This window comes from Candidatus Accumulibacter propinquus (assembly GCF_056856495.1).
In genome coordinates this window covers 174027-195559 of sequence record NZ_JBSEHC010000001.1, presented here as the reverse complement: position 1 = coordinate 195559, position 21533 = coordinate 174027, and the positions used below count along the sequence as shown (strand labels likewise).

At 60.1% G+C, this 21533-nt stretch carries 13 protein-coding genes, 3 tRNA genes and 3 rRNA genes; 6 read left to right on the top strand and 13 right to left on the bottom strand.

The window, feature by feature from the left end; translation table 11 throughout:
• Positions 1-8 precede the first annotated feature (8 nt).
• Genes kdpB through AC15MQ_RS00835 form a run of 4 tightly spaced genes read left to right on the top strand, consistent with a single transcriptional unit; the run spans position 9 to position 6104 of the window.
• Positions 9-2072 carry a potassium-transporting ATPase subunit KdpB gene (gene kdpB, locus AC15MQ_RS00850; protein ID WP_483079054.1) on the top strand — a complete coding sequence of 688 codons (2064 nt, stop codon included), beginning with the start codon at positions 9-11 and terminating at the stop codon, positions 2070-2072.
• A 10-nt stretch (positions 2073-2082) separates the two neighbouring features.
• Complete coding sequence (gene kdpC / locus AC15MQ_RS00845; protein WP_483079053.1) at positions 2083-2664, top strand: potassium-transporting ATPase subunit KdpC; 582 nt, start codon at positions 2083-2085, stop codon at positions 2662-2664.
• Positions 2665-2715: 51 nt separating this feature from the next.
• Positions 2716-5409: a two-component system sensor histidine kinase KdpD gene (kdpD, locus tag AC15MQ_RS00840; protein WP_483079052.1), complete on the top strand. Its 2694-nt coding sequence runs from the start codon at positions 2716-2718 to the stop codon at positions 5407-5409.
• The gene (locus AC15MQ_RS00835) at positions 5406-6104 is read left to right on the top strand and encodes a response regulator (RefSeq protein WP_483079051.1); all 699 of its coding nucleotides are present in this window, start codon (positions 5406-5408) and stop codon (positions 6102-6104) included. Before kdpD ends, AC15MQ_RS00835 begins: the two co-directional genes overlap by 4 nt.
• Positions 6105-6151: 47 nt before the next feature.
• Here AC15MQ_RS00835 and AC15MQ_RS00830 read toward each other — a convergent pair whose 3' ends face one another.
• Positions 6152-8710, bottom strand: coding sequence for a putative bifunctional diguanylate cyclase/phosphodiesterase (locus tag AC15MQ_RS00830; RefSeq protein WP_483079050.1), 2559 nt, complete (start codon positions 8708-8710; stop codon positions 6152-6154).
• Positions 8711-8939: 229 nt separating this feature from the next.
• Between AC15MQ_RS00830 and AC15MQ_RS00825 the strand changes: the two genes are divergently transcribed.
• Both AC15MQ_RS00825 and AC15MQ_RS00820 read left to right on the top strand, forming a co-directional pair.
• Positions 8940-9791, top strand: coding sequence for a putative RNA methyltransferase (locus tag AC15MQ_RS00825; protein ID WP_287655719.1), 852 nt, complete (start codon positions 8940-8942; stop codon positions 9789-9791).
• Positions 9792-9891: 100 nt separating this feature from the next.
• On the top strand, positions 9892-10851 hold the full coding sequence (locus AC15MQ_RS00820) for an alpha/beta fold hydrolase (RefSeq protein WP_483079049.1): 960 nt from the start codon (positions 9892-9894) through the stop codon (positions 10849-10851).
• On the opposite strand, the gene msrA is transcribed toward AC15MQ_RS00820, so the two are convergent.
• The 12 genes from msrA to AC15MQ_RS00760 all read right to left on the bottom strand — a co-directional run bounded on the left by msrA (position 10835) and on the right by AC15MQ_RS00760 (position 21421).
• Positions 10835-11383, bottom strand: a complete 549-nt coding sequence (gene msrA / locus AC15MQ_RS00815) for a peptide-methionine (S)-S-oxide reductase MsrA (protein WP_483079048.1) — start codon at positions 11381-11383, stop codon at positions 10835-10837. The two genes, AC15MQ_RS00820 and msrA, sit on opposite strands and share 17 nt — an antisense overlap.
• A gap of 114 nt (positions 11384-11497) precedes the next feature.
• A 5S ribosomal RNA gene (gene rrf / locus AC15MQ_RS00810) occupies positions 11498-11611 on the bottom strand.
• Positions 11612-11696: 85 nt separating this feature from the next.
• A 23S ribosomal RNA gene (locus tag AC15MQ_RS00805) occupies positions 11697-14583 on the bottom strand.
• A gap of 226 nt (positions 14584-14809) precedes the next feature.
• A tRNA-Ala gene (locus AC15MQ_RS00800) sits at positions 14810-14885 on the bottom strand.
• 52 nt (positions 14886-14937) lie between these two features.
• Positions 14938-15014: transfer RNA gene (locus AC15MQ_RS00795), tRNA-Ile, on the bottom strand.
• A gap of 61 nt (positions 15015-15075) precedes the next feature.
• Positions 15076-16611: ribosomal RNA gene (locus tag AC15MQ_RS00790) — 16S ribosomal RNA — on the bottom strand.
• Together the 16S, 23S and 5S rRNA genes with 3 tRNA genes alongside form the textbook arrangement of a ribosomal RNA operon.
• 166 nt (positions 16612-16777) lie before the next feature.
• Positions 16778-16854, bottom strand: a tRNA-Met gene (locus AC15MQ_RS00785).
• Between the two features lie 385 nt (positions 16855-17239).
• A complete protein-coding gene (locus AC15MQ_RS00780; protein WP_483079047.1) occupies positions 17240-17557 on the bottom strand; it encodes a hypothetical protein in 318 nt (105 codons plus the stop codon).
• Between the two features lie 287 nt (positions 17558-17844).
• Entirely contained in the window at positions 17845-18573 is a 729-nt protein-coding gene (locus AC15MQ_RS00775) for a transposase family protein (protein ID WP_483079046.1), read from the bottom strand.
• A 193-nt stretch (positions 18574-18766) separates the two neighbouring features.
• Positions 18767-19324, bottom strand: coding sequence for a Druantia anti-phage system protein DruA (locus AC15MQ_RS00770; protein WP_483079045.1), 558 nt, complete (start codon positions 19322-19324; stop codon positions 18767-18769).
• Positions 19321-19644: a hypothetical protein gene (locus AC15MQ_RS00765; protein ID WP_483079044.1), complete on the bottom strand. Its 324-nt coding sequence runs from the start codon at positions 19642-19644 to the stop codon at positions 19321-19323. The genes AC15MQ_RS00770 and AC15MQ_RS00765 overlap by 4 nt, the downstream gene beginning before the upstream one ends.
• Before the next feature lie 448 nt (positions 19645-20092).
• Positions 20093-21421: a transposase family protein gene (locus AC15MQ_RS00760; protein WP_483079043.1), complete on the bottom strand. Its 1329-nt coding sequence runs from the start codon at positions 21419-21421 to the stop codon at positions 20093-20095.
• Positions 21422-21533: the final 112 nt, after the last annotated feature.

Sequence of the window (21533 nt, the reverse complement as noted above, 5' to 3'; positions counted from 1 at the left end):
AAATCCGTATGCAAACCGTACACACACTTTACGACGCGGCTATCCTTCGGGAAGCCGCCTGGGAATCCTGCAAGCGCCTATCGCCGCGCTATCAGGTGAGGAACCCGGTGATGTTCGTCGTCTGGCTGGGCAGCCTGCTGACCACCGGCCTGTTCATCCAGGCCTTGGCCGGCGAAGGCGAGGCACCGGCCGCCTTCATCCTGGCCATCACGCTGTGGCTCTGGTTCACCGTGATCTTCGCCAATTTTGCCGAAGCGGTCGCCGAAGGACGCGGCAAGGCTCAAGCCGCCGCCCTGAAAGGACTGCGTAAAACGGTCTGGGCCAAGAAGCTGCTGGAACCGCACTACGGCTCCCAGATCCACACGACACCGTCCGAGGATCTGCGCAAGGGTGACGTGGTCATGGTCGCTGCCGGCGACATCATCCCCGGCGACGGCGAAGTCATCGAGGGCGTCGCTTCAGTGGACGAATCGGCGATTACCGGTGAGTCGGCGCCGGTAATCCGCGAAGCCGGTGGCGACTTCTCGTCGGTGACCGGTGGTACCCGCATTCTCTCCGACTGGCTGGTCGTGCGTATCACGGTCAACCCGGGCGAAACTTTCATCGACCGCATGATCGGCATGGTCGAAGCGGCCAAACGTCAGAAAACACCGAACGAAATTGCCCTGACCATCCTGCTGGTGGCACTGACCCTGGCCTTCCTGCTGGCCACCGCGACGCTGCTGCCATTTTCGCTGTTCAGTGTGAACTCGGCAGGGGTTGGTACGCCGATCACGGTGACGGTTCTGGTTGCCCTGCTGGTCTGCCTGATCCCAACGACCATCGGCGGCTTGTTGTCAGCCATCGGCGTCGCCGGCATGAGCCGGATGATGGGCAAGAACGTCATCGCCACCTCGGGCCGCGCAGTTGAGGCAGCCGGCGACGTCGATGTGCTGATGCTCGACAAGACCGGCACCATCACCCTCGGCAATCGCCAGGCCTCATCCTTTGTCGCCGCACCCGGCGTCGGGGCGCCAGCACTGGCCGAAGCGGCGCTCTATGCCTCGCTGGCCGACGAAACTCCGGAAGGTCGCTCGATCGTCACGCTGGCCAAGGAAACGCTGCATCAGCGCGGTCGCGACATCCATGCCGAAGGCGCAATCTTCGTCCATTTCACCGCCCAGACCCGGATGAGCGGCATCGACTGGAATGGTCGCTGTATCCGCAAGGGTGCTACCGATGCCGTGCGTGCCTACATCACCACCCAGGGCGGTACTTGGCCGGCAAAGGTACAGGAAGCGGTCGATGAAATCTCCCGGCGTGGTTCGACACCATTGGTCGTCGCTGAAGGAAACCGGGTGCTGGGTGCTGTCGAACTCAAGGACATCGTCAAGGGGGGTATCAAGGAGCGATTTGCCGAGCTGCGCCGCATGGGCATCAAGACGGTGATGATCACCGGCGACAATAACCTGACGGCAGCGGCCATCGCGGCCGAAGCCGGGGTCGACGACTTCCTCGCCGAAGCGACGCCTGAAGCCAAGCTGAAGCTGATCCGCCAGTACCAGGCGGAAGGCCGTCTGGTCGCGATGACCGGCGACGGCACCAACGACGCACCGGCGCTGGCCCAGGCCGACGTGGCAGTAGCCATGAACACCGGCACGCAGGCCGCCAAGGAAGCCGGCAACATGGTTGATCTGGACTCCAACCCGACCAAACTGATCGAGGTCGTCGAAACCGGCAAGCAGATGCTGATGACCCGCGGCGCACTGACCACCTTCTCCATTGCCAACGATATCGCCAAATACTTCGCCATCATCCCGGCCGCCTTTGCAACCACCTATCCTGCCCTGAATGCGCTCAACGTGATGGGGCTGGCAACGCCTTCATCGGCCATCCTGTCGGCCGTGATCTTCAATGCGCTGGTGATCATTGCCCTGATCCCGCTGGCTCTCAAGGGCGTCGCCTATCGCCCGTCGGGTGCCGTCGCCATCCTGCGCCGCAACCTGCTGGTCTACGGGCTGGGCGGGTTGGTGGTTCCATTCATCGGCATCAAGGCCATCGACCTCCTGCTGGTCGGCCTCAATCTCGCCTGAGGAGTTCGCCATGCTCAAGGAATTCAGACCCGCTCTCATCTTGCTGATGGCCCTGTCGATACTGACCGGGATGCTCTATCCGGCGCTGGTTACCGGCGTGGCCAAGGTGGCATTTGCCAACGCATCGGATGGCAGCCTGCTGGAAAGTGACGGCAGGATCGTCGGCTCCCGCCTGGTCGGGCAGCACTTTTCCGACCCCAAACACTTCTGGGGACGTCCTTCTGCCACTTCACCGATGCCTTACAACGCAGCATCTTCCGGCGGATCCAACCAGGGGCCACTCAATCCGGCATTGGCCGAAGCCGTCAAGGGGCGCATCGATGCCCTCAAGGCCAGCGACCCGGCGCAGACTTCCCCTATCCCGGTCGATCTCGTCACTGCCTCGGCCAGCGGCCTTGATCCGCACATCAGCGTTGCAGCAGCCCTCTGGCAAGTACCACGGGTCGCCCGCGAGCGGCATCTTTCCGAGCAGGAAGTCAGGACTCTGGTCATTGCCCAAACCGAGGGTCGCCAGTTGGGCTTCCTCGGCGAACCCCGGGTCAATGTCCTGGCACTGAACCTGCGCCTGGACAAAGCTGCAAATAGCCGCTAGAACTCATCATGTCCGAAGTCGACTCGATGCCGGAGGCTAGAAAGGCCGGGCATGGCTGAAATGGTTCAGCGCCCCGATCCGGACGCGCTTCTCGCCCAGCTTGAGGCCGATGCCCTTCAGGCCCGGCGCGGGAAACTGAAGATATTTTTCGGCGCCAGCCCGGGGGTCGGCAAGACTTATGCAATGCTCAGCGCCGCCCGCGTGCTGGTTGGCCAGGGCGTCGACCTGGCCATCGGAGTGGTGGAAACGCACGGCCGTTCGGAGACGGCGGCGCTGCTCCAGGGGCTGAATCTGATCCCGCTGCGCCTGATTGACTACAAAGGACATCAACTTCAGGAATTTGATCTCGATGCGGCCCTGGCACGCGCTCCGGATCTGATCCTGATGGATGAACTTGCGCATTCCAATGCGCCAGGCTCACGCCATCCCAAACGCTGGCAGGATGTCGAGGAGTTGCTCGGCGCCGGCATCGACGTATGTACTACGGTCAACGTCCAGCATCTGGAGAGTTTGAACGATGTTGTCGGCGGCATTACCGGGACGAAGGTCTGGGAAACGGTGCCGGATCACGTTTTTGACAGTGCTGACGAAATTATTCTGGTCGATTTGCCACACGAAGAACTGCTCCGGCGCCTGCAGGAAGGCAAGGTCTACATACCGCAACAGGCCGAGCGAGCGGTGCAGAACTTTTTCCGCAAAGGCAATTTGCTGGCGCTGCGCGAACTGGCGCTTCGCCGAACAGCGGATCGGGTGGACGACGACGTGCTGGCCTATCGCCGGGAAAAATCCGTCACGACCGTCTGGCCAACCCAGGAATCGCTGCTCGTCTGCGTCAGCGCCGGCGTCGGGAGCAACAAGCTGATTCGGGCCGGCGCTCGCCAGGCGGCACAGTTCAACGTGCCCTGGCATGCCATCTACGTCGAGACACCCAGGCTTCAGCGTTTGCCGGCCGATGCGCGGGCACGCATCCTGCGTACGCTCAAGCTTGCCCAGGATCTGGGCGCGACCACGGCCAGCCTGTCTGGACAGGACCCCATCGCGGTGGCAGTGGCCTATGCCCGCGACCACAATTTGGGCAAAGTGATTATCGGTCGTGACACGGCAAGGCTCTGGCCCTGGCAACGCAGCTTTGCCGAGCGCATGAGCCGCGCAGGCCCTGAACTGGACGTCGTCCTGGTCGCGCGCGACCGCGATGAACGGGAAAACACGCCGCCTACGCTATCCGAGAGCACCCCGACTGCTGTCGCACGGGACTGGCCGGGTTATGCCTGGGCTGCGGCAGCGGTCGCGCTGGTCGCGTGTCTGATGACGCCTCTGCTCCACCTCCTGGACCTGGCCAATATCGTCATGGTCTTCCTGCTGGCTGCGGTCTTTGTCGCCTATAAACTCGGGCGCGGCCCCGGTGCTTTCGCGGCGCTTCTGGCTGTCGCCGCATTCGATTTCTTCTTCGTACCGCCGCGTTTCTCGTTCGCGGTCAGCGACGTTCAGTACATCCTGACTTTTGCGGTCATGCTGGCCGTTGCTCTGCTGATCGGGCAACTGACCGCCGGCCTGAAGTTTCAGGTGGCCGTTGCCGAGAGTCGCGAGCAGCGCATACGCGCCCTGTTCGAAATGGCCAGAGAACTGTCCAGCGCTCTGGCCACTGAACAGATTGCTGAAATCAGCGAGCGCTTTGTGCAACGCGTGTTCGGCGCTCCGTCCTTGCTCCTGGCTCTGGACACGAAAGACAAACTGGTGTCGGTGAGTGAAACGGAGGCCTTGCCGCAACTGGATGCGGGCATCGCTCAATGGGCATTTGATCACAATGAACTGGCCGGATTCTCGACCGGAACGCTGCCGTCGGCACCCGTGCTCTACGTCCCGCTGAAGGCGCCGATGCGGACGCGGGGCATCCTGGCGATATCGCCAACAGCCGGACAATGGACTGCCGCTCCGGAACAACAAAGACTGCTGGAGACCAGCGCAACGCTGATTGCGATTGCCCTCGAACGCGTGCATTTCATCGCCGTCGCACAGGAAGCCTTGATCCAGATGGAATCGGAGCAGTTGCGGAATTCCTTGTTGTCCGCGCTTTCCCATGACCTCCGCACACCGCTGACAGTGCTGACCGGCCTGGCCGACTCCCTCAGCCTGGCCGGTCCGCCGTTGCCCAAGGCTCAAGCCGACATAGCTCAGTCCATTCGCGACGAGGCACTGCGAACCAGCGCGCTGGTCACCAACCTGCTCGACATGGCGCGTTTGCAGTCGCGCAACGTCAGGATCAATCGCGACTGGCAACCACTGGAAGAAATCATCGGCGTCGCACTGCAAGCCCGCGCCCACCAGTTGTCAGGCCATTCGGTTGAGGTGACACTGCCGGCCGATCTGCCACTGCTCTATTTCGACCCGATTCTGATGGAACGGGTGTTCTGCAACCTGCTGGAGAATGCTGCAAAATACACCCCTACAGGCAGCACAATTTCACTGTGGGCACGGCAGAATGGGGATTCAGTTGAAATCATCGTCGAGGACAACGGGCCCGGACTGCCCCATGGCAAGGAAGAAGCCCTTTTTGAAGCATTCGCTCGTGGCAGGAACGAATCAGCGGTCACCGGTGTTGGTCTGGGGCTGTCCATTGTCCGGGCCATTGTCGAAGCGCACGAGGGTACCGTCAGCGCCGGGAATCGCGACGAGGGTGGAACGCGCTTTGTCATCCGCCTGCCGGCGGGGAACGCCCCGGAAGTCCCCAGGGAGGTTGTCGAATGAGCACTGGTGCAATCCCGCACAGCGTCATCGTCATTGAAGACGAAGTCCAGATACGGCGCTTCGTGAGAGTGGCGCTTGAGGCGGAAAACTGTAAGGTGACCGAGGCGGGATCGGGTGAACGCGGGATCATCGAGTCCGGAACGCGCAAACCTGATCTGATCGTCCTCGACCTGGGATTGCCGGACCGTGACGGTATCGATGTCATCCGCGAAATTCGCACCTGGTCTGGCGTACCCATCCTCATCCTCTCGGCCCGCAGCATGGAGAGCGATAAAGTCAGGGCACTCGACGCCGGTGCCGACGATTATCTGACCAAGCCTTTCGGCATCCCGGAGTTGCAGGCACGCGTTCGTGCCCTGCTCCGACGGGCTGTACATTCATCCGGAACGGAAAATCCGCAATTCATTGTGGGTGACCTGCGGATTGACCTGATCAAGCGGCAGGTTTGGCGCGGCGAACTGGAAATTCATCTGACCCCCATCGAATACAAGCTACTCTCCCTGCTGCTGAGAAACCTCGGCAAGGTGGTCACGCATCGGCAAATTCTGTGCGAGGTCTGGGGACCCAGCCACGTTGACGATACGCATTACCTGCGGGTTTATATGGCGGGTTTACGACGGAAACTCGAGATTGACGCAAATCTTCCACGGCATATTCGAACTGAGCCTGGAGTGGGTTACCGACTGGTCGAGTAGTTAAGGGATTCATCTCGGCCCTTGCCCAGCAACCATCCCAAACGTACTCACGCCCGTTGCGCAAACGCCTCGAAGCCTTCGACCGGCAGCGGTCGGCTGAACAGGTAGCCCTGGTACGCGTGACAGCCCTGACTGGCGAGAAAATCCCTCTGGGCTTCGGTTTCCACGCCCTCGGCGATGACCGCGAGCCCCAGGCTTTCTGCGAGAACGACGACCATTCTGGCAATCGCAGCATCATTGGTGTCGGTAAGGATGTTGCGGATGAAGCTCTGGTCGATCTTCAACTGATCGAGCGGCAAGCGCTTCAGATAAGACAGCGACGAGTAGCCGGTCCCAAAATCGTCCAGCGAAAAATCGACGCCCTTAGCCTTGAGAACACTCATCTTGGCAATAACCTGGTCGACATCGTCCACCAGCAGGCTCTCGGTGAGTTCCAGCTTGAGCCGTTGCGGCCGGGCTCCGCTACGCGCCAGCGCCGCCAGCACCTGGTCGACAAAACCCTCGTCGTGAAACTGACGGGCACTGACGTTCACCGCGATCGTGAGATGCGCCAGCGCGGGTTGGTCGGCCCACGCCGCCAGTCGCTCGCAAGCCGTGTCCAGCACCCATTGACCGATAGGCAGGATCAGCCTGGTTTCCTCGACCAGGGGAATGAACTCGGCCGGCGACACCAGGCCGCGCTCGGGATGGAACCAGCGCAGCAAGGCTTCGGCACCGGTGACCCGACCGGACGAATCCACCTGCGCCTGGTAGTACACCAGGAACTGCTCTCTCTGCACGGCTTCACGCAAGCCGGCTTCCAGAGCGGCACGCGCGGTGATGACCGCCTGCATGCTCGGGTCGAAGAAGCGCAGCGTGTTGCGACCCGCCCCCTTGGCATGATGCATGGCGGACTCCGCACGTTGCAGCAACTCATCGACACCCTCCTGGCGATCGCCAAAAAGGGCAATGCCGATACTGACCGTGCAGTGATGTGCGTAACTGGCGAGCTGGTAAACCTGACTGAGCGCGGCCAGGATCTTCTCTCCGACCATTTCGGCCTGCGTCGCGGCCTCCTGGGCGCCTTCACTCAGATCTTCGAGCATCACCACGAATTCGTCACTGCCCGGACGCGAAACGGTGTCGCTGGCGCGCACGCAGCCAGCCAGACGCTGGGCAACCTGCAGCAATACCAAGTCTCCCTGGTCTCGGCCAACGATGTCGTTGAGGCTCTTGAAGTTGTCGAGATCGACGAACAGCAAGGCACCGCCGCGACCGGTTCGCGAACTGGCAGTCAGCGCGTGCTGCAACCGGTCGAGCAACAGCCGGCGGTTCGGCAGATCGGTGAGGATGTCGTAGAAAGCAAGATGGTCGATCTTTCTTTCAGCCGCCTTGCGCTGCGTCAGATCGGAAAACACCGCCACATAGTGGGATACGCTGGCTTCCTCGTCGCGCACGGCGGCGATGCTCAGCCATTCCGGAAAGACTTCGCCGTTCTTGCGTCGGTTCCAGATCTCGCCCTGCCAATGCATTTCAGAGGTCAGTGCCGCCCAGATTGTCGCGTAAAACGCAGCGTCCTGTCGCCCCGAATTGAGCAGGCGCGGCGTCTGACCAACGACTTCGTCGGCGCTGTAACCGGTCATCCGCGTGAACGCATCATTGACTGCCAGGATCTGCTGGTCGGCATCGGTGATCATGATGCCTTCCTTGGCATTGTCGAAGACCTCCGCCGCCAGCTTGAGCTGCTTTTCGGCGGCGCGACGCACGTCGATCTCCTTGATCAGGTTCCTGTTCGTTTCATTGAGCGCCTGCGTACGTTCCTGGACCCGGTGGTCGAGTTCCCGGTTGGCAAGTTCAAGCGCATTGAGGGATGCCTCAAGCTCCGACGATTGGCGGTCGATGATCCCCTGAGCGCGCGCCACCAGCAGGTAGAGCAGTCCGTAGAGCAGCGCCAGCAGGCCAAAGACAATGCCGATCACGATCCGGCGGGTTTCCTCCAGGTGGACGACAAAGGCTGTGACGTCGCTGTAAATCTCGATGACACCGACTATCGCCTTCCTATCGTTGCGCACCGGCAGGTAAGACGAAATGACGTCGAGGTCGGTAACGGTCCCTTCGAAGGTATCCATGGTGTCCCGATGATTCAGGACGCTCGCCACCCTGCCCTCCCTGGCCGCCAGGAACCCCGCATTGCTGCTCTTGTCTTCGCCGGTCTGTCTGGGATCGGTGGAGAACACGGTCACGCCGTTCAAGGCGTAAACCTTGACCTTGACAACTTCCGTGCCCTTCATGTGCTGCACAACCAGATCCTGGAGGTGGATTTCCTGAGCGTGCAAGCGCAGAACCTCAGCCGTTGCGTCGGGATGATCATCGACGAGGGTGGCAAAGTTCGGCCACAATGCGTTGGCAAAGGCGTTGGTCAACGCAATGTTGCGGCCTTCGGCAAGGTACTTGAGGTCGCCGAGGGCGAGATGCTGGTAGCTCCAACCCAGCACCACTGCGGTAAGCACGGTGCACAGCAGGCTGCTCAGTGAAAAATACTGCTTGAGCGCAAAGCGCGTCCGCCCGTGGCTCTTGGTGCCTGCGTGGTCCACCTCGTGTCCCTCCCTGAGCGTATCGATCAACAATTATTGTCGCCAAAAGCATAGCAGGACAAGTGACCAAGTAGGCATTCCCGTGTCACCCTGCGCGTAATTCACGACATCACCGGCGACGCTCGGTTTACGCGTGGCAAGCGTAGAATCCCTGCTGTCACCGTCTGGGCGAAGTTTCAGTTCAGCGAGGTCCTTCCCCTGAACCCGCTTGCGCACCACGATCGACAAACCCTACTCCCCAAGTCGTCAGGACGCACTGTTCGTGAAAATCACCTCATTCCAGGCGCTGGCCTGCCCGCTGGACGGCGCCCCCCTGTGCTGCACCGGTGCGACATGGCGCTGCCCTGGCGGACACAGTTTCGACATCGCGAGCGAGGGCTATACCCATCTGCTGCCGGTCCAGAATAAGCGCTCGCGCGACCCGGGTGATAGCAGGCAGATGGTCGCTGCCCGCCGCCGTTTCCTCAATGCCGGTTTCTACCAGGCGATTGCCACTGCGACAAGCGAGGCGGTACTGGCGGATCTGCCGCCCAGGGGAACTGTCAGTTGTCTCGATGCGGGTTGCGGCGAGGGTTACTACCTACGCCAGTTGGCAGCAGCGAACAGTGACGGACAGACAGTCGTGTTGCTTGGGCTGGACATTTCGAAGTGGGCGGTGCTGTCGGCCGCGAAACAGGACAGGCGGCCCAATTGGATCGTAGGCAGCAACGCGAACCTGCCGGTGCAATCGGGAACGCTTGATTGGGTGCTGTGCCTTTTCGGGTTTCCCGTCTACGCCGAGTTTAACCGTGTACTCAAACCGGATGGCCAATTACTGCAGCTTGATGCGGGGCCGGATCATCTGCGGGAACTGCGTGAAATCATTTACCCCTCCCTGAAACCCGAACGTGCTGCCGACGTGCGAGATCCGCAAGGCTTTACCAGCCTGTCCACTGAAACCGTCCACTACCCGCTGCAGCTCTTGGGCCCGGAGCCGATTGCCGATCTGCTGGCCATGACACCGCATCTCTACCGCGCCACGGCCGAGCGCCGCGCGCAGGCGGCAAAACTGAGCGCTCTGTCGGTCACCATCGAAGTGCGCATGACTCGCTTTGGGCGGCACACCATTCGCTGATCATCGCGGCGATTCAACGGGCTGGGATCGGCGCTTTGACAGGGGCTGTAATGATGATCACCTGCGACGTTGCTTACCTCATGATGGATATGTCAGCATAATGCTGGTCGGACCCCAGCAAGCCCACAGTGCTCCCGTCGCTGCATTCCCCCTGCTGGGCGGCGATTATGGTTGCCATTCGCAGGCCCTTGTGACACTCTCTGCAATTTCCACGCTGCCATATGTGATGATGCACTTCATTGCCGATGATGGAGAAAAAATCTACCTCCAGGTTTCAGGTCACGGTTCCCCGATCATCATGCTGCACGGTTGGACGGCGAGCCACAGGGAATGGTCGCCATTTCTCGACCCACTGACACCACAACACCGGGTTTACCGATGGGACGCCCGCGGCCACGGTGGACATCGCCTGACGCGAGACACCGTGCCAACTGTGCAGCGCATGGCGCGAGATCTTCGCAACCTGATCGACCACTACCAACTTGACGACCTGATAGCGGTCGGTCATTCACTGGGCGCCTTGACCCTTTGGCAGTACATTGAGGAATATGGCTGCCACAGGCTGCGCAAGCTTTGCTTTATCGACCAGTCACCCAAGCTGCTGACGGATGCCGGATGGTTGAATGGTATTTACGGCGACTTCGACCGCGAGCGATCCATGACCCTGTTGAAAGACCTGAGGAGAGACTTCGCTGAGTCGGTTCTGCGCCTAGGTGCGATGGGACTCAATGATCGAGCACGAAAGAAGTACGACGAGAATACGCGCGGTCTTGAAAGGGCACGCCAATGGCTGAAAGAGCAGGACCCGGCACCCCTGATCGCCTGCTGGGAAAGCCTGACCGAAGCCGACTACCGAGCCACCTTGGCCCGGATTGATATCCCGGCGCTGCTGGTTTACGGTGGCGCCAGCAACTATTATCGCAGTGAAACAGCTCACTACGTTCAAAACAGGATCGCCAACGCCGTGCTACACGTATATGAGGGGACCGATCACTCGCCGCACCAGTGGGAACGCGATCGCTTCCTGCGAGACTTGCGCGCGTTCATTGATCCGCCTTGATCAGGCTGGTAAAGCGCTTGCGAAGCTTGGCCAGTTTGGGGCTTACAACGACTTGACAGTATCCCTGCTCGGAGTTTCTGCGAAAATATTGCTGGTGATACGCCTCGGCGGCGAAAAACCGAGAAGCAGGAAGTAGTTCGGTAACAATCGGTCCGCGCCACAGGCCCAGATTCTCGAATTCCACAACCAGCGCCTTCGCGATCTGCCGCTGCTCGTCAGTGTGATAAAAGATTGCCGATCGATACTGCGACCCGACGTCATTCCCCTGCCGATCTCGCGTCGTCGGATCATGGATCGCAAAGAAGACTTCGAGAAGGGTACGATAACTGCACCGAGCAGGGTCAAAAGTAAGCTGAACCGCCTCCGCATGTCCCGTTCGACCTGTACAGACGGCGGCATAATCCGGATGGTCAACGTGTCCGCCGCAGTAACCGGACACCACTGACTCCACACCGTCGATCTGCTCGAATACCGCCTCCAGACACCAAAAGCACCCTCCGGCAAGAGTTGCTATCTCGTGATTCGCTGTCATGGGGTACCTCTTTCAGTAGCGAGTGCGCCACATCATGCGTCCACGCAATTGAGGATGCTACCAAGGCAAAAGCCCTCGCCGGGATAATCCGGGGAGGGCTTTTGTGATGGGGGAGCCTGGCGGTGACCTACTTTCACACATGAAGTATGCACTATCATCGGCGTACCTTCGTTTCACGGTCCTGTTCGGGATGGGAAGGGGTGGGTCCAAAGGGCTATGGCCGCCAAGCGTAACGGATATGCACGCCGGGTGAGCGGGGTGCGCAAAAGGGAAGAAGGGGTTGTGATGCATAGGAGTTGCTGCTCAAGGTTATAGGATCAAGCCTCACGGGCAATTAGTACTGGTTAGCTTAACGCATTGCTGCGCTTCCACACCCAGCCTATCAACGTGGTGGTCTACCACGACCCTTCAGGGGGATCAAGTCCCCAGGGAAATCTCATCTTAAGGCGAGTTTCACGCTTAGATGCTTTCAGCGTTTATCTCTTCCGAACTTAGCTACCCGGCAATACGACTGGCGTCATAACCGGTACACCAGAGGTTCGTCCACTCCGGTCCTCTCGTACTAGGAGCAGCCCCCTTCAAATTTCCAGCGCCCACGGCAGATAGGGACCAAACTGTCTCACGACGTTTTAAACCCAGCTCACGTACCACTTTAAATGGCGAACAGCCATACCCTTGGGACCGACTACAGCCCCAGGATGTGATGAGCCGACATCGAGGTGCCAAACACCGCCGTCGATATGAACTCTTGGGCGGTATTAGCCTGTTATCCCCAGAGTACCTTTTATCCGTTGAGCGATGGCCCTTCCATACAGAACCACCGGATCACTATGACCTACTTTCGTACCTGCTCGACGTGTGGGTCTCGCAGTCAAGCACGCTTTTGCCATTGCACTATTAGCACGATGTCCGACCGTACCTAGCGTACCTTCGTACTCCTCCGTTACACTTTAGGAGGAGACCGCCCCAGTCAAACTGCCTACCATGCACGGTCCCAGACCCGGATTCACGGGCCGTGGTTAGAACCTCAAACAAACCAGGGTGGTATTTCAAGGTTGGCTCCACCAGAACTAGCGTCCCGGCTTCACTGCCTCCCACCTATCCTACACAAGTCGGTTCAAAGTCCAATGCAAAGCTACAGTAAAGGTTCATGGGGTCTTTCCGTCTAACCGCGGGGAGATTGCATCTTCACAACCATTTCAACTTCGCTGAGTCTCAGGAGGAGACAGTGTGGCCATCGTTACGCCATTCGTGCAGGTCGGAACTTACCCGACAAGGAATTTCGCTACCTTAGGACCGTTATAGTTACGGCCGCCGTTTACCGGGGCTTCGATCAAGAGCTTGCACCCCATCACTTAACCTTCCGGCACCGGGCAGGCGTCACACCCTATACGTCCACTTTCGTGTTTGCAGAGTGCTGTGTTTTTATTAAACAGTCGCAGCCACCATTTCACTGCAACCCTTTCAGCCTTCACCCGCGAGGGGCTACAACCTATCAGGGCGCACCTTTTCCCGAAGTTACGGTGCAAATTTGCCGAGTTCCTTCTCCTGAGTTCTCTCAAGCGCCTTAGAATTTTCATCCTGCCCACCTGTGTCGGTTTGCGGTACGGTCTCCTGGTAACTGAAGCTTAGAGGCTTTTCTTGGAAGCATGGTATCAATCACTTCGCGGTACAAGACCACTCGTTATCACGCCTCAGCATTAACCCCCCGGATTTGCCTAAGAGGTCTGCCTACACGCTTGAACCGGGACGTCCAACACCCGGCTGACCTAACCTTCTCCGTCCCCCCATCGCATTACCAAGAGGTACAGGAATATTGACCTGTTTCCCATCGACTACGCTTTTCAGCCTCGCCTTAGGGGCCGACTCACCCTGCGCCGATGAACGTTGCGCAGGAAACCTTGGGCTTTCGGCGAGGGAGCTTTTCACTCCCTTTATCGCTACTCATGTCAGCATTCGCACTTCTGATACCTCCAGCATCCTTCTCAAGACACCTTCATCGGCTTACAGAACGCTCTCCTACCATATCCTTGCGGATATCCGCGATTTCGGTGCATAGTTTGAGCCCCGTTACATCTTCCGCGCAGGACGACTCGACCAGTGAGCTATTACGCTTTCTTTAAAGGATGGCTGCTTCTAAGCCAACCTCCTGGCTGTCTAAGCCTTCCCACCTCGTTTCCCACTTAACTATGTCTTCGGGACCTTAATCGGCGGTCTGGGTTGTTTCCCTCTTGACACCGGACGTTAGCACCCGATGTCTGTCTCCCAAGCTCGCACTCAACGGTATTCTGAGTTTGCAATGGTTTGGTAAGTCGCGATGACCCCCTAGCCATAACAGTGCTTTACCCCCGTCGGTGATACTTGAGGCACTACCTAAATAGTTTTCGGAGAGAACCAGCTATTTCCAAGTTTGTTTAGCCTTTCACCCCTATCCACAGCTCATCCCCTAATTTTTCAACATTAGTGGGTTCGGACCTCCAGTGCGTGTTACCGCACCTTCATCCTGGCCATGGATAGATCACTTGGTTTCGGGTCTACGTCCAGCAACTAGGCGCCCTTATCAGACTCGGTTTCCCTACGCCTCCCCTATTCGGTTAAGCTCGCTACTGAACGTAAGTCGCTGACCCATTATACAAAAGGTACGCAGTCACCCCACGAAGGGGCTCCCACTGTTTGTATGCATGCGGTTTCAGGATCTATTTCACTCCCCTCCCGGGGTTCTTTTCGCCTTTCCCTCACGGTACTGGTTCACTATCGGTCGATTACGAGTATTTAGCCTTGGAGGATGGGCCCCCCATATTCAGACAGGATTTCTCGTGCCCCGCCCTACTTGTCGCAAGCTTGGTACCACGATCGGGTTTTCGCGTACGGGGCTGTCACCCACTACGGCGCCACTTTCCAGAGACTTCCGCTAACGCAATCGCTATCACTTGCAGGCTGTTCCCATTTCGCTCGCCACTACTTTGGGAATCTCGGTTGATTTCTTTTCCTCCGGCTACTTAGATGTTTCAGTTCGCCGGGTTCGCTTCCTCACGCCTATGTATTCAGCGTGGGATACTCCTTGCGGAGTGGGTTTCCCCATTCGGATATCTCTGGATCAAAGCTTCATTGCCAGCTCCCCAGAGCTTTTCGCAGGCTTGTACGTCCTTCTTCGCCTGTAATCGCCAAGGCATCCACCACATGCACTTATTCGCTTGATCCTATAACCTTGAGCTCTCTTGCGAGACCTCCAGCTACAGGCAACTCATTTGTGCTCCCCCTTGCGGGGGTTCGATGCAATCACAACCGTATTGCCAATCCCCAGTCTTCCGGGCAATCAGCAATACAACCTTCTTCCATTTTGTTAAAGAGCACAGGCCCCGTAAGGGGTCAGGCCTGCAGGGTACGGACCCTGCAGGCCTGACATCTCACGCGCGGTGGTAAGTTTGGTGGAGGATGACGGGATCGAACCGACGACCCCCTGCTTGCAAAGCAGGTGCTCTCCCAGCTGAGCTAATCCCCCGCTAGTCAGCCACGTGTTTCGACTTCGCTTACAGCAGCCTCCGTCGATTCGCTGGTGGGTCTGGTTGGAATCGAACCAACGACCCTCGCCTTATCAAGACGATGCTCTAACCGACTGAGCTACAGACCCTCCGCATGTGCAGCCTGTGACAACCGATAGGTTGTGGGTTCTCGATCCAGTTTTTCTCTAGAAAGGAGGTGATCCAGCCGCAGGTTCCCCTACGGCTACCTTGTTACGACTTCACCCCAGTCACGAACCCTGCCGTGGTAATCGCCCTCCTTGCGGTTAGGCTAACTACTTCTGGCAGAACCCGCTCCCATGGTGTGACGGGCGGTGTGTACAAGACCCGGGAACGTATTCACCGCGACATGCTGATCCGCGATTACTAGCGATTCCGACTTCACGCAGTCGAGTTGCAGACTGCGATCCGGACTACGATCGGCTTTCTGAGATTGGCTCCCCCTCGCGGGTTGGCAACCCTCTGAACCGACCATTGTATGACGTGTGAAGCCCTACCCATAAGGGCCATGAGGACTTGACGTCATCCCCACCTTCCTCCGGTTTGTCACCGGCAGTCTCATTAAAGTGCCCAACTGAATGATGGCAATTAATGACAAGGGTTGCGCTCGTTGCGGGACTTAACCCAACATCTCACGACACGAGCTGACGACAGCCATGCAGCACCTGTGTTCAGGTTCTCTTGCGAGCACTCCCAGATCTCTCCAGGATTCCTGACATGTCAAGGGTAGGTAAGGTTTTTCGCGTTGCATCGAATTAATCCACATCATCCACCGCTTGTGCGGGTCCCCGTCAATTCCTTTGAGTTTTAGCCTTGCGGCCGTACTCCCCAGGCGGTCAACTTCACGCGTTAGCTACGGCACTAAAAGGTTTAACCCTCCCAACACCTAGTTGACATCGTTTAGGGCGTGGACTACCAGGGTATCTAATCCTGTTTGCTCCCCACGCTTTCGTGCATGAGCGTCAGTATTGGCCCAGGGGGCTGCCTTCGCCATCGGTGTTCCTCCACATCTCTACGCATTTCACTGCTACACGTGGAATTCCACCCCCCTCTGCCAAACTCCAGCTTGGCAGTCTCAAATGCAGTTCCCAGGTTGAGCCCGGGGATTTCACATCTGACTTACCAAACCGCCTGCGCACGCTTTACGCCCAGTAATTCCGATTAACGCTCGCACCCTACGTATTACCGCGGCTGCTGGCACGTAGTTAGCCGGTGCTTCTTATTCCGGTACCGTCATCCACACAGGGTATTGACCCATGCGATTTCTTCCCGGCCGAAAGAGCTTTACAACCCGAAGGCCTTCTTCACTCACGCGGCATGGCTGGATCAGGCTTGCGCCCATTGTCCAAAATTCCCCACTGCTGCCTCCCGTAGGAGTCTGGGCCGTGTCTCAGTCCCAGTGTGGCGGATCATCCTCTCAGACCCGCTACGGATCGTCGCCTTGGTAGGCCTTTACCCCACCAACTAGCTAATCCGACATCGGCCGCTCCCAGAGCGCAAGGTCTTGCGATCCCCTGCTTTCCTGCTCACAGAATATGCGGTATTAGCGTAACTTTCGCTACGTTATCCCCCACTCCAGGGCACGTTCCGATGCTTTACTCACCCGTTCGCCACTCGCCACCAGGTTGCCCCGTGCTGCCGTTCGACTTGCATGTGTAAGGCATGCCGCCAGCGTTTAATCTGAGCCAGGATCAAACTCTTCAGTTCAAATCCTAAAACTCTCGCTCGACGTCCCATCAGACCAGATCCCTCCAGCCCAACAGGTCTTACTTCTTCATCTGTGCGAGTCCTTCTCTATCCTTCAGCAATTCACTCTCGTAAATCGCCCCGAACCAAGAACCCACACCTATCGGTTGTCTGGTTTTTAAAGAGCTGGTTGCGGGGACAGGATTTGAACCTGTGACCTTCGGGTTATGAGCCCGACGAGCTGCCAGACTGCTCCACCCCGCGACTGTCAAGAAGAAATATCTCCTTGCTAACTTCGCATACTTTTATTGCTGACCGACTACGTTTTGTTGCCTTGACGGTCGGCCGTGCTGCGAAGAGGAAGCATTGTAGCAGCGCTCCCCTAGCCCGTCAACACTTTGCCGGACACTTCAGCCCTGACGCATGACCCTGCCGAATCGGACCCGTTTGCCGGAAGCCCCCGCTTTCGCCGCTGGAGCGGTCAGATCGCGGGGCGGCTGGCGGCAAGTGAGCGCTGGATGCGCGGGTGGTGTGGGGTCCGTGAAGAGGATGTCGATAGGTGGCAGGAGCTCCGGTCTGATCGCTGGGCGAGCCTTTCCCGGCACGTCGAACGCTGCGTGGGGTGGTTCCTGGGGCCGTCCGGGGCAGGTCACTCGAGTTGCAGGAGAAAGGGTTTGGCGAGAAGCACGCGCATCCGCGCAGGATCGAGCCAGGGGGCAGCGCAGGAATTTCGGATGAAGGCGATGGCGCCGCGCACGCCGAACTGGCGATACAGATCGCGCAGCTGTCGCGTGAAGCGCGCCAGGGTATTGAAGACATGCGCCAGCCGCATCAGGAGGTGGTAGCCGCGCATGGCATTCCAGTCGAGGGCAAAGGCATGCTCGTAGTGGTAGCCCTGGTGCTTTTCGACGAGGAAGCCCGCTTCGATGCCCCAGCGGTGGCGGGCGCCGAGATTGCAGCGCTGCATGGACGTTCTCGCGGCTGAGCGGCTGGCTGGAGAGCCAGGCGTGGCGTGCCGTTTCGGTGACGATCGCGGCCTGTTGGTCGACCCGCTGCCAGCTTTCCTCACAGACGACCACGTGCAGCTTGAGCCGGCAACGACCGTTCGCACCATAAGGCATACTCGATGTCATTGACCCAGCTGAAGCGCTGTTGGCGTTTGTCCCCAGTCCTGCTGCAGGGTCTGTGACTGCCGGGGCTGCAGCGCGCGGAACTCCTCCCAGACCGAGGGCAGATCCTTGTCCCGGAGCACGATCATGAACTGCCAGCCGGGCGCGCAGGCAGCGCTGCATCACCGGCCCGTTGGCGTAGAGTCCGTCGAGCACGAGCAGGATCGGCAGGCGCGGGAACAGCCTCTTGAGCCGGTCGCTCAGAGCGCGCGAAGCCGCGCAGCTCGCAATCCTGCTTCTGCGCTTCGCTGTCGCCCAGCGCGTGTTCGAGGAACTCGCTGAGCAACGGGATGACCAGACCGCCGTGGAAGACGAGGCTGGCCTCGAGCACGTAGACGAAGTACTGGGTGTGGCGGGTTTCGTCCTTGCCGACGCTGCGCTGCAGGAGTTCTTCCGCCCAGAGGGTGTCGCCGGCGAGCTTCTGCGAGCCATCGATGGCGATCGGATGGCAGTGGTTGATCAGATAGCGCCGGAAGCTCTTGCCGCGAATCAGGCGGCGCACCAGGTCGACGTGCGCCTGTTCGAGGTGGGCCAGGTCGATGTCGCGCAGCAGCCGATAGAGGGTGTCGGCGTGCGGCAGGGCCTCGATCTCCGGGAACAGCAGGTGCAGGTTGGCGAGGAACTGCGGACGGGTCATTTCGCGGTTGGTCTCGCGCCGGGAGGCGAACTGGAAGACGAACATCAGCAGGCCATAGAGCAGCAGCACGGTCAGCTTGTGCCGGCGCTTCCTGGGGTCTCGCGGGTCGGGAATCCGTTCCAGCTGGGCGAGCAAGGCCGGCAGCTCCTGGCGCAGGAGGCGCGCCTGCTTGCTCACGGCGTCCTCGCGGGCTGCCCGTCTCTTCGGCGATGGTCGCGAAGGCCGAGCATCCGTTGGGCAGCGGTCGCGGGCGACGTGGGGCCGCTGTTCCCATCGCGCGCCGCTTCGCGTTCAGCGCCTTCTCCTGCCGTTTCTTCTCGCTGGCGTTGCTCCCGGATGCCGGCACGCGTCGGGCGACGGCAGGGTTTGCTCATCGCCGGGTGGGCTCGGTCACGGCGCACAGCCGGTCGCGACCGTCGCTGCCGAGCGGCTTGACCCATACTTGCCGAGGCGTGCTGTGATAGGTCCGGCCAGGGCGGGCCAGCCCGCGTCCGCTGGTCTCTCCGAGCAATTGCCAACCGGCCGCCCGGTAGCAGGTGCCGGCATGCTGTCGCGGGTCGACGAAGCTTTCCAGCAGCAGGGGCTCGAAGCCCCAGTGTTCGAGCCAGTCGCTGCGCGCACGACGCGCGAGTTGTCCGAGCACATGGCTGGCCAGATGCGGCACCCGGACGTGCGGGAAGATCAGGAAGCGGCTGTTGTTGAGTACCCGCGGCAGGTTCTCGCGCCGGGCCTGGGCCGTCCAGCCGATCCAGGCGTCGCGCACGGCCACCGCCCGGGCGGCACCGGACAACAGGACGCAACCGAGCCGCAGTTCACCCGCCGTGATGAAGTAGCGCAACCGGTAGCCGAAGGCGCCCTGGAAACCCAGCGGGTGCCAGCGCGCCATCAGCGCATCCCATTGCGTCACCAAGGCGGTGTCGCGGATCACTTCCAGGCGGACCGGGGCCAGGGCCGACAGCGATACAGTCCACCGGCGACTCGGCTCGACCAACGGTTCGACGACGGCCCTGGGCTGGTGTCGAGCAGCGTGGCGTCGAACGGGATACCCGAGCGGCCTCGCTGTGCGGGCAGGACGAGCAGGCCGGCCGCCTGCAAACGCTTCAGGAACTCCAGGCAGGCGTCGATCTTCGCCGTCCCCGTCAGCGTCACCCAGCCCAGGTGTTCGCACAGCGTCGCCGCCAGTTCCCTGGCGCGCCAAGCCAGGCAGCCACGCCACCGTCGCGCAGACGTCGGCAACCTCCTGCGCACTGAACTCCCGACCGCAGTGCACCCAATCGCCCGACGCCATCACGTCCATCGCAGAACCTTCCCCAGAAACGCAGATCCGTTAGCCTCAACCTATTCTGCCAAAGGCCTCCGAAAATTGTCTAGCCCTCCTTTGCGAAAGTTTTATTTTGCGGTTGCCGCCAAGCCTTGCCACCACTGGGCTTCGCTGGTCATGCTTCAGAGCTGCGGACACTTCAGCCCTGACGCATGACCCTGCCCAATCGGGTTCGTTTGCTGGAAGCCCCGCTTTCGCCGCTGGAGCGGTCAAATCGCGGGGGGCTGGCGGCAGGAGAGCGCGGGATACGCGGGTGGAGTGGGGTCCGTGGAGAGGGTGTCGAGAGGTGTCAGGAACTCCGGTACGATCTCTGGACGAGCCTTTCCCGGCACGGACGATGCCGTACGGGGGGATGCTGGGGCCGTCCTGGGCAGATCACTCGAGTTGCAGCAGAAAGGGTTCGGCGAGGAGCCCGCGCATCCGCGCGGAATCGAGCCAGGGGGCAGCGCAGGAGGTGCGGATGAAGCGGATAGCCCCGCGCACGCCGAACTGACGAAACAGATCGCGCAGCTGTCGCGTGAAGCGTGCCAGGGTATTGAAGACATGCGCCAGACGCATCAGGAGGTGGTAGCCCCGCATGGCATTCCAGTCGAGGGCAAAGGCATGCTCGTAGTGGTAGCCCTGGTGCTTTTCGACGAGGAAGCCCGCTTCGATGCCCCAGCGGTGGCGAGCGCCGAGATTGCAGCGCTCATGGACATTCTCGCGGCTGAGCGGCTGGCTGGAGAGCCAGGCGTGGCGCGCCGTTTGGGTCACGATCTGAGCCTGTTGATCGACCCTCTCCCAGCTTTCCTCACAGACCACCACGTGCAGCTTGAGATGCTGACGCCGGTTCGAACCGAAGGCATAGTCGATGTCGTTGACCCAAGTGAAGTGTTGTCGGCGTCTTCCCCAGTTCCGCTGCAAGGCCTGTGGCTTCAGAGCCTGGAGCGCGTGGAACTCCTGCCAGACCGAGGGCAGGTCCTGGTTCTTGAGCACGATCATGAACTGCCAGTGGGCGCGCCAGCAGCGCTGCATCACCGGACCGTTGGCGTAGAGGCCGTCGAGCAGAAGCAGGATCGGCAGGCGGGGAAACCGCGTCTTGAGCCGGTCGCTCAAGCGCGCAAAGGCGCGCAATTCGCAATCCTGCTTTTGCGCTTCGGTATCGCCGAGCGCGTGTTCGAGGAACTCGCTGAGCAACGGGATGACCAGACCGTTGTGGAAGGCGAGGCTGGCCTCGAGCACATAGACGAAGTACTGGGTCTGGCGGGTTTCGTCTTTGCCGACGCTGCGCTGCAGGAGTTCCTTCGCCCAGAGGGTGTCGCCGGCGAGCTTCTGCGAGCCATCGATGGCAATCGGATGGCAGTGGTTGATCAAATAGCGTCGGACACTCTTGCCGCGGATCAGGCGTCGCACCAGGTCGACGTGCGCCTGTTCGAGATGGGTCAGGTCGATGTCGCGCAGCAGCCGATAGCGGGTGTCGGCGTGTGGCAGGGTCTCGATCTCCGGGAACAGCAGGTGCAGGTTGGCCAGGAACTGCGGACGGGTCATTTCGCGGTTGCTCTCGCGCCGGGAGGCGAACTGAAAGACGAACATCAGCAGACCCCAGAGCAAGAGCACGGTCAGCTTGTGCTGGCGCTTCCTGGGGTCTCTCGGGTCGGGAATTTGTTCCAGCTGACCGAGCAAGGCCGGCAGCTCTTTGCGCAGGAGGCGCGTCTGTTTGCTCACGGCGTCCTCGCGGGCTTCCCTTTCTTCGGCGAGGGTCGCGAAGGTCGAGCATCGGTTGGGCAAGGGCGCGGGAGCGGGGGGCCTTTGTCCCATCGCGCACCGTTTCGCGTTC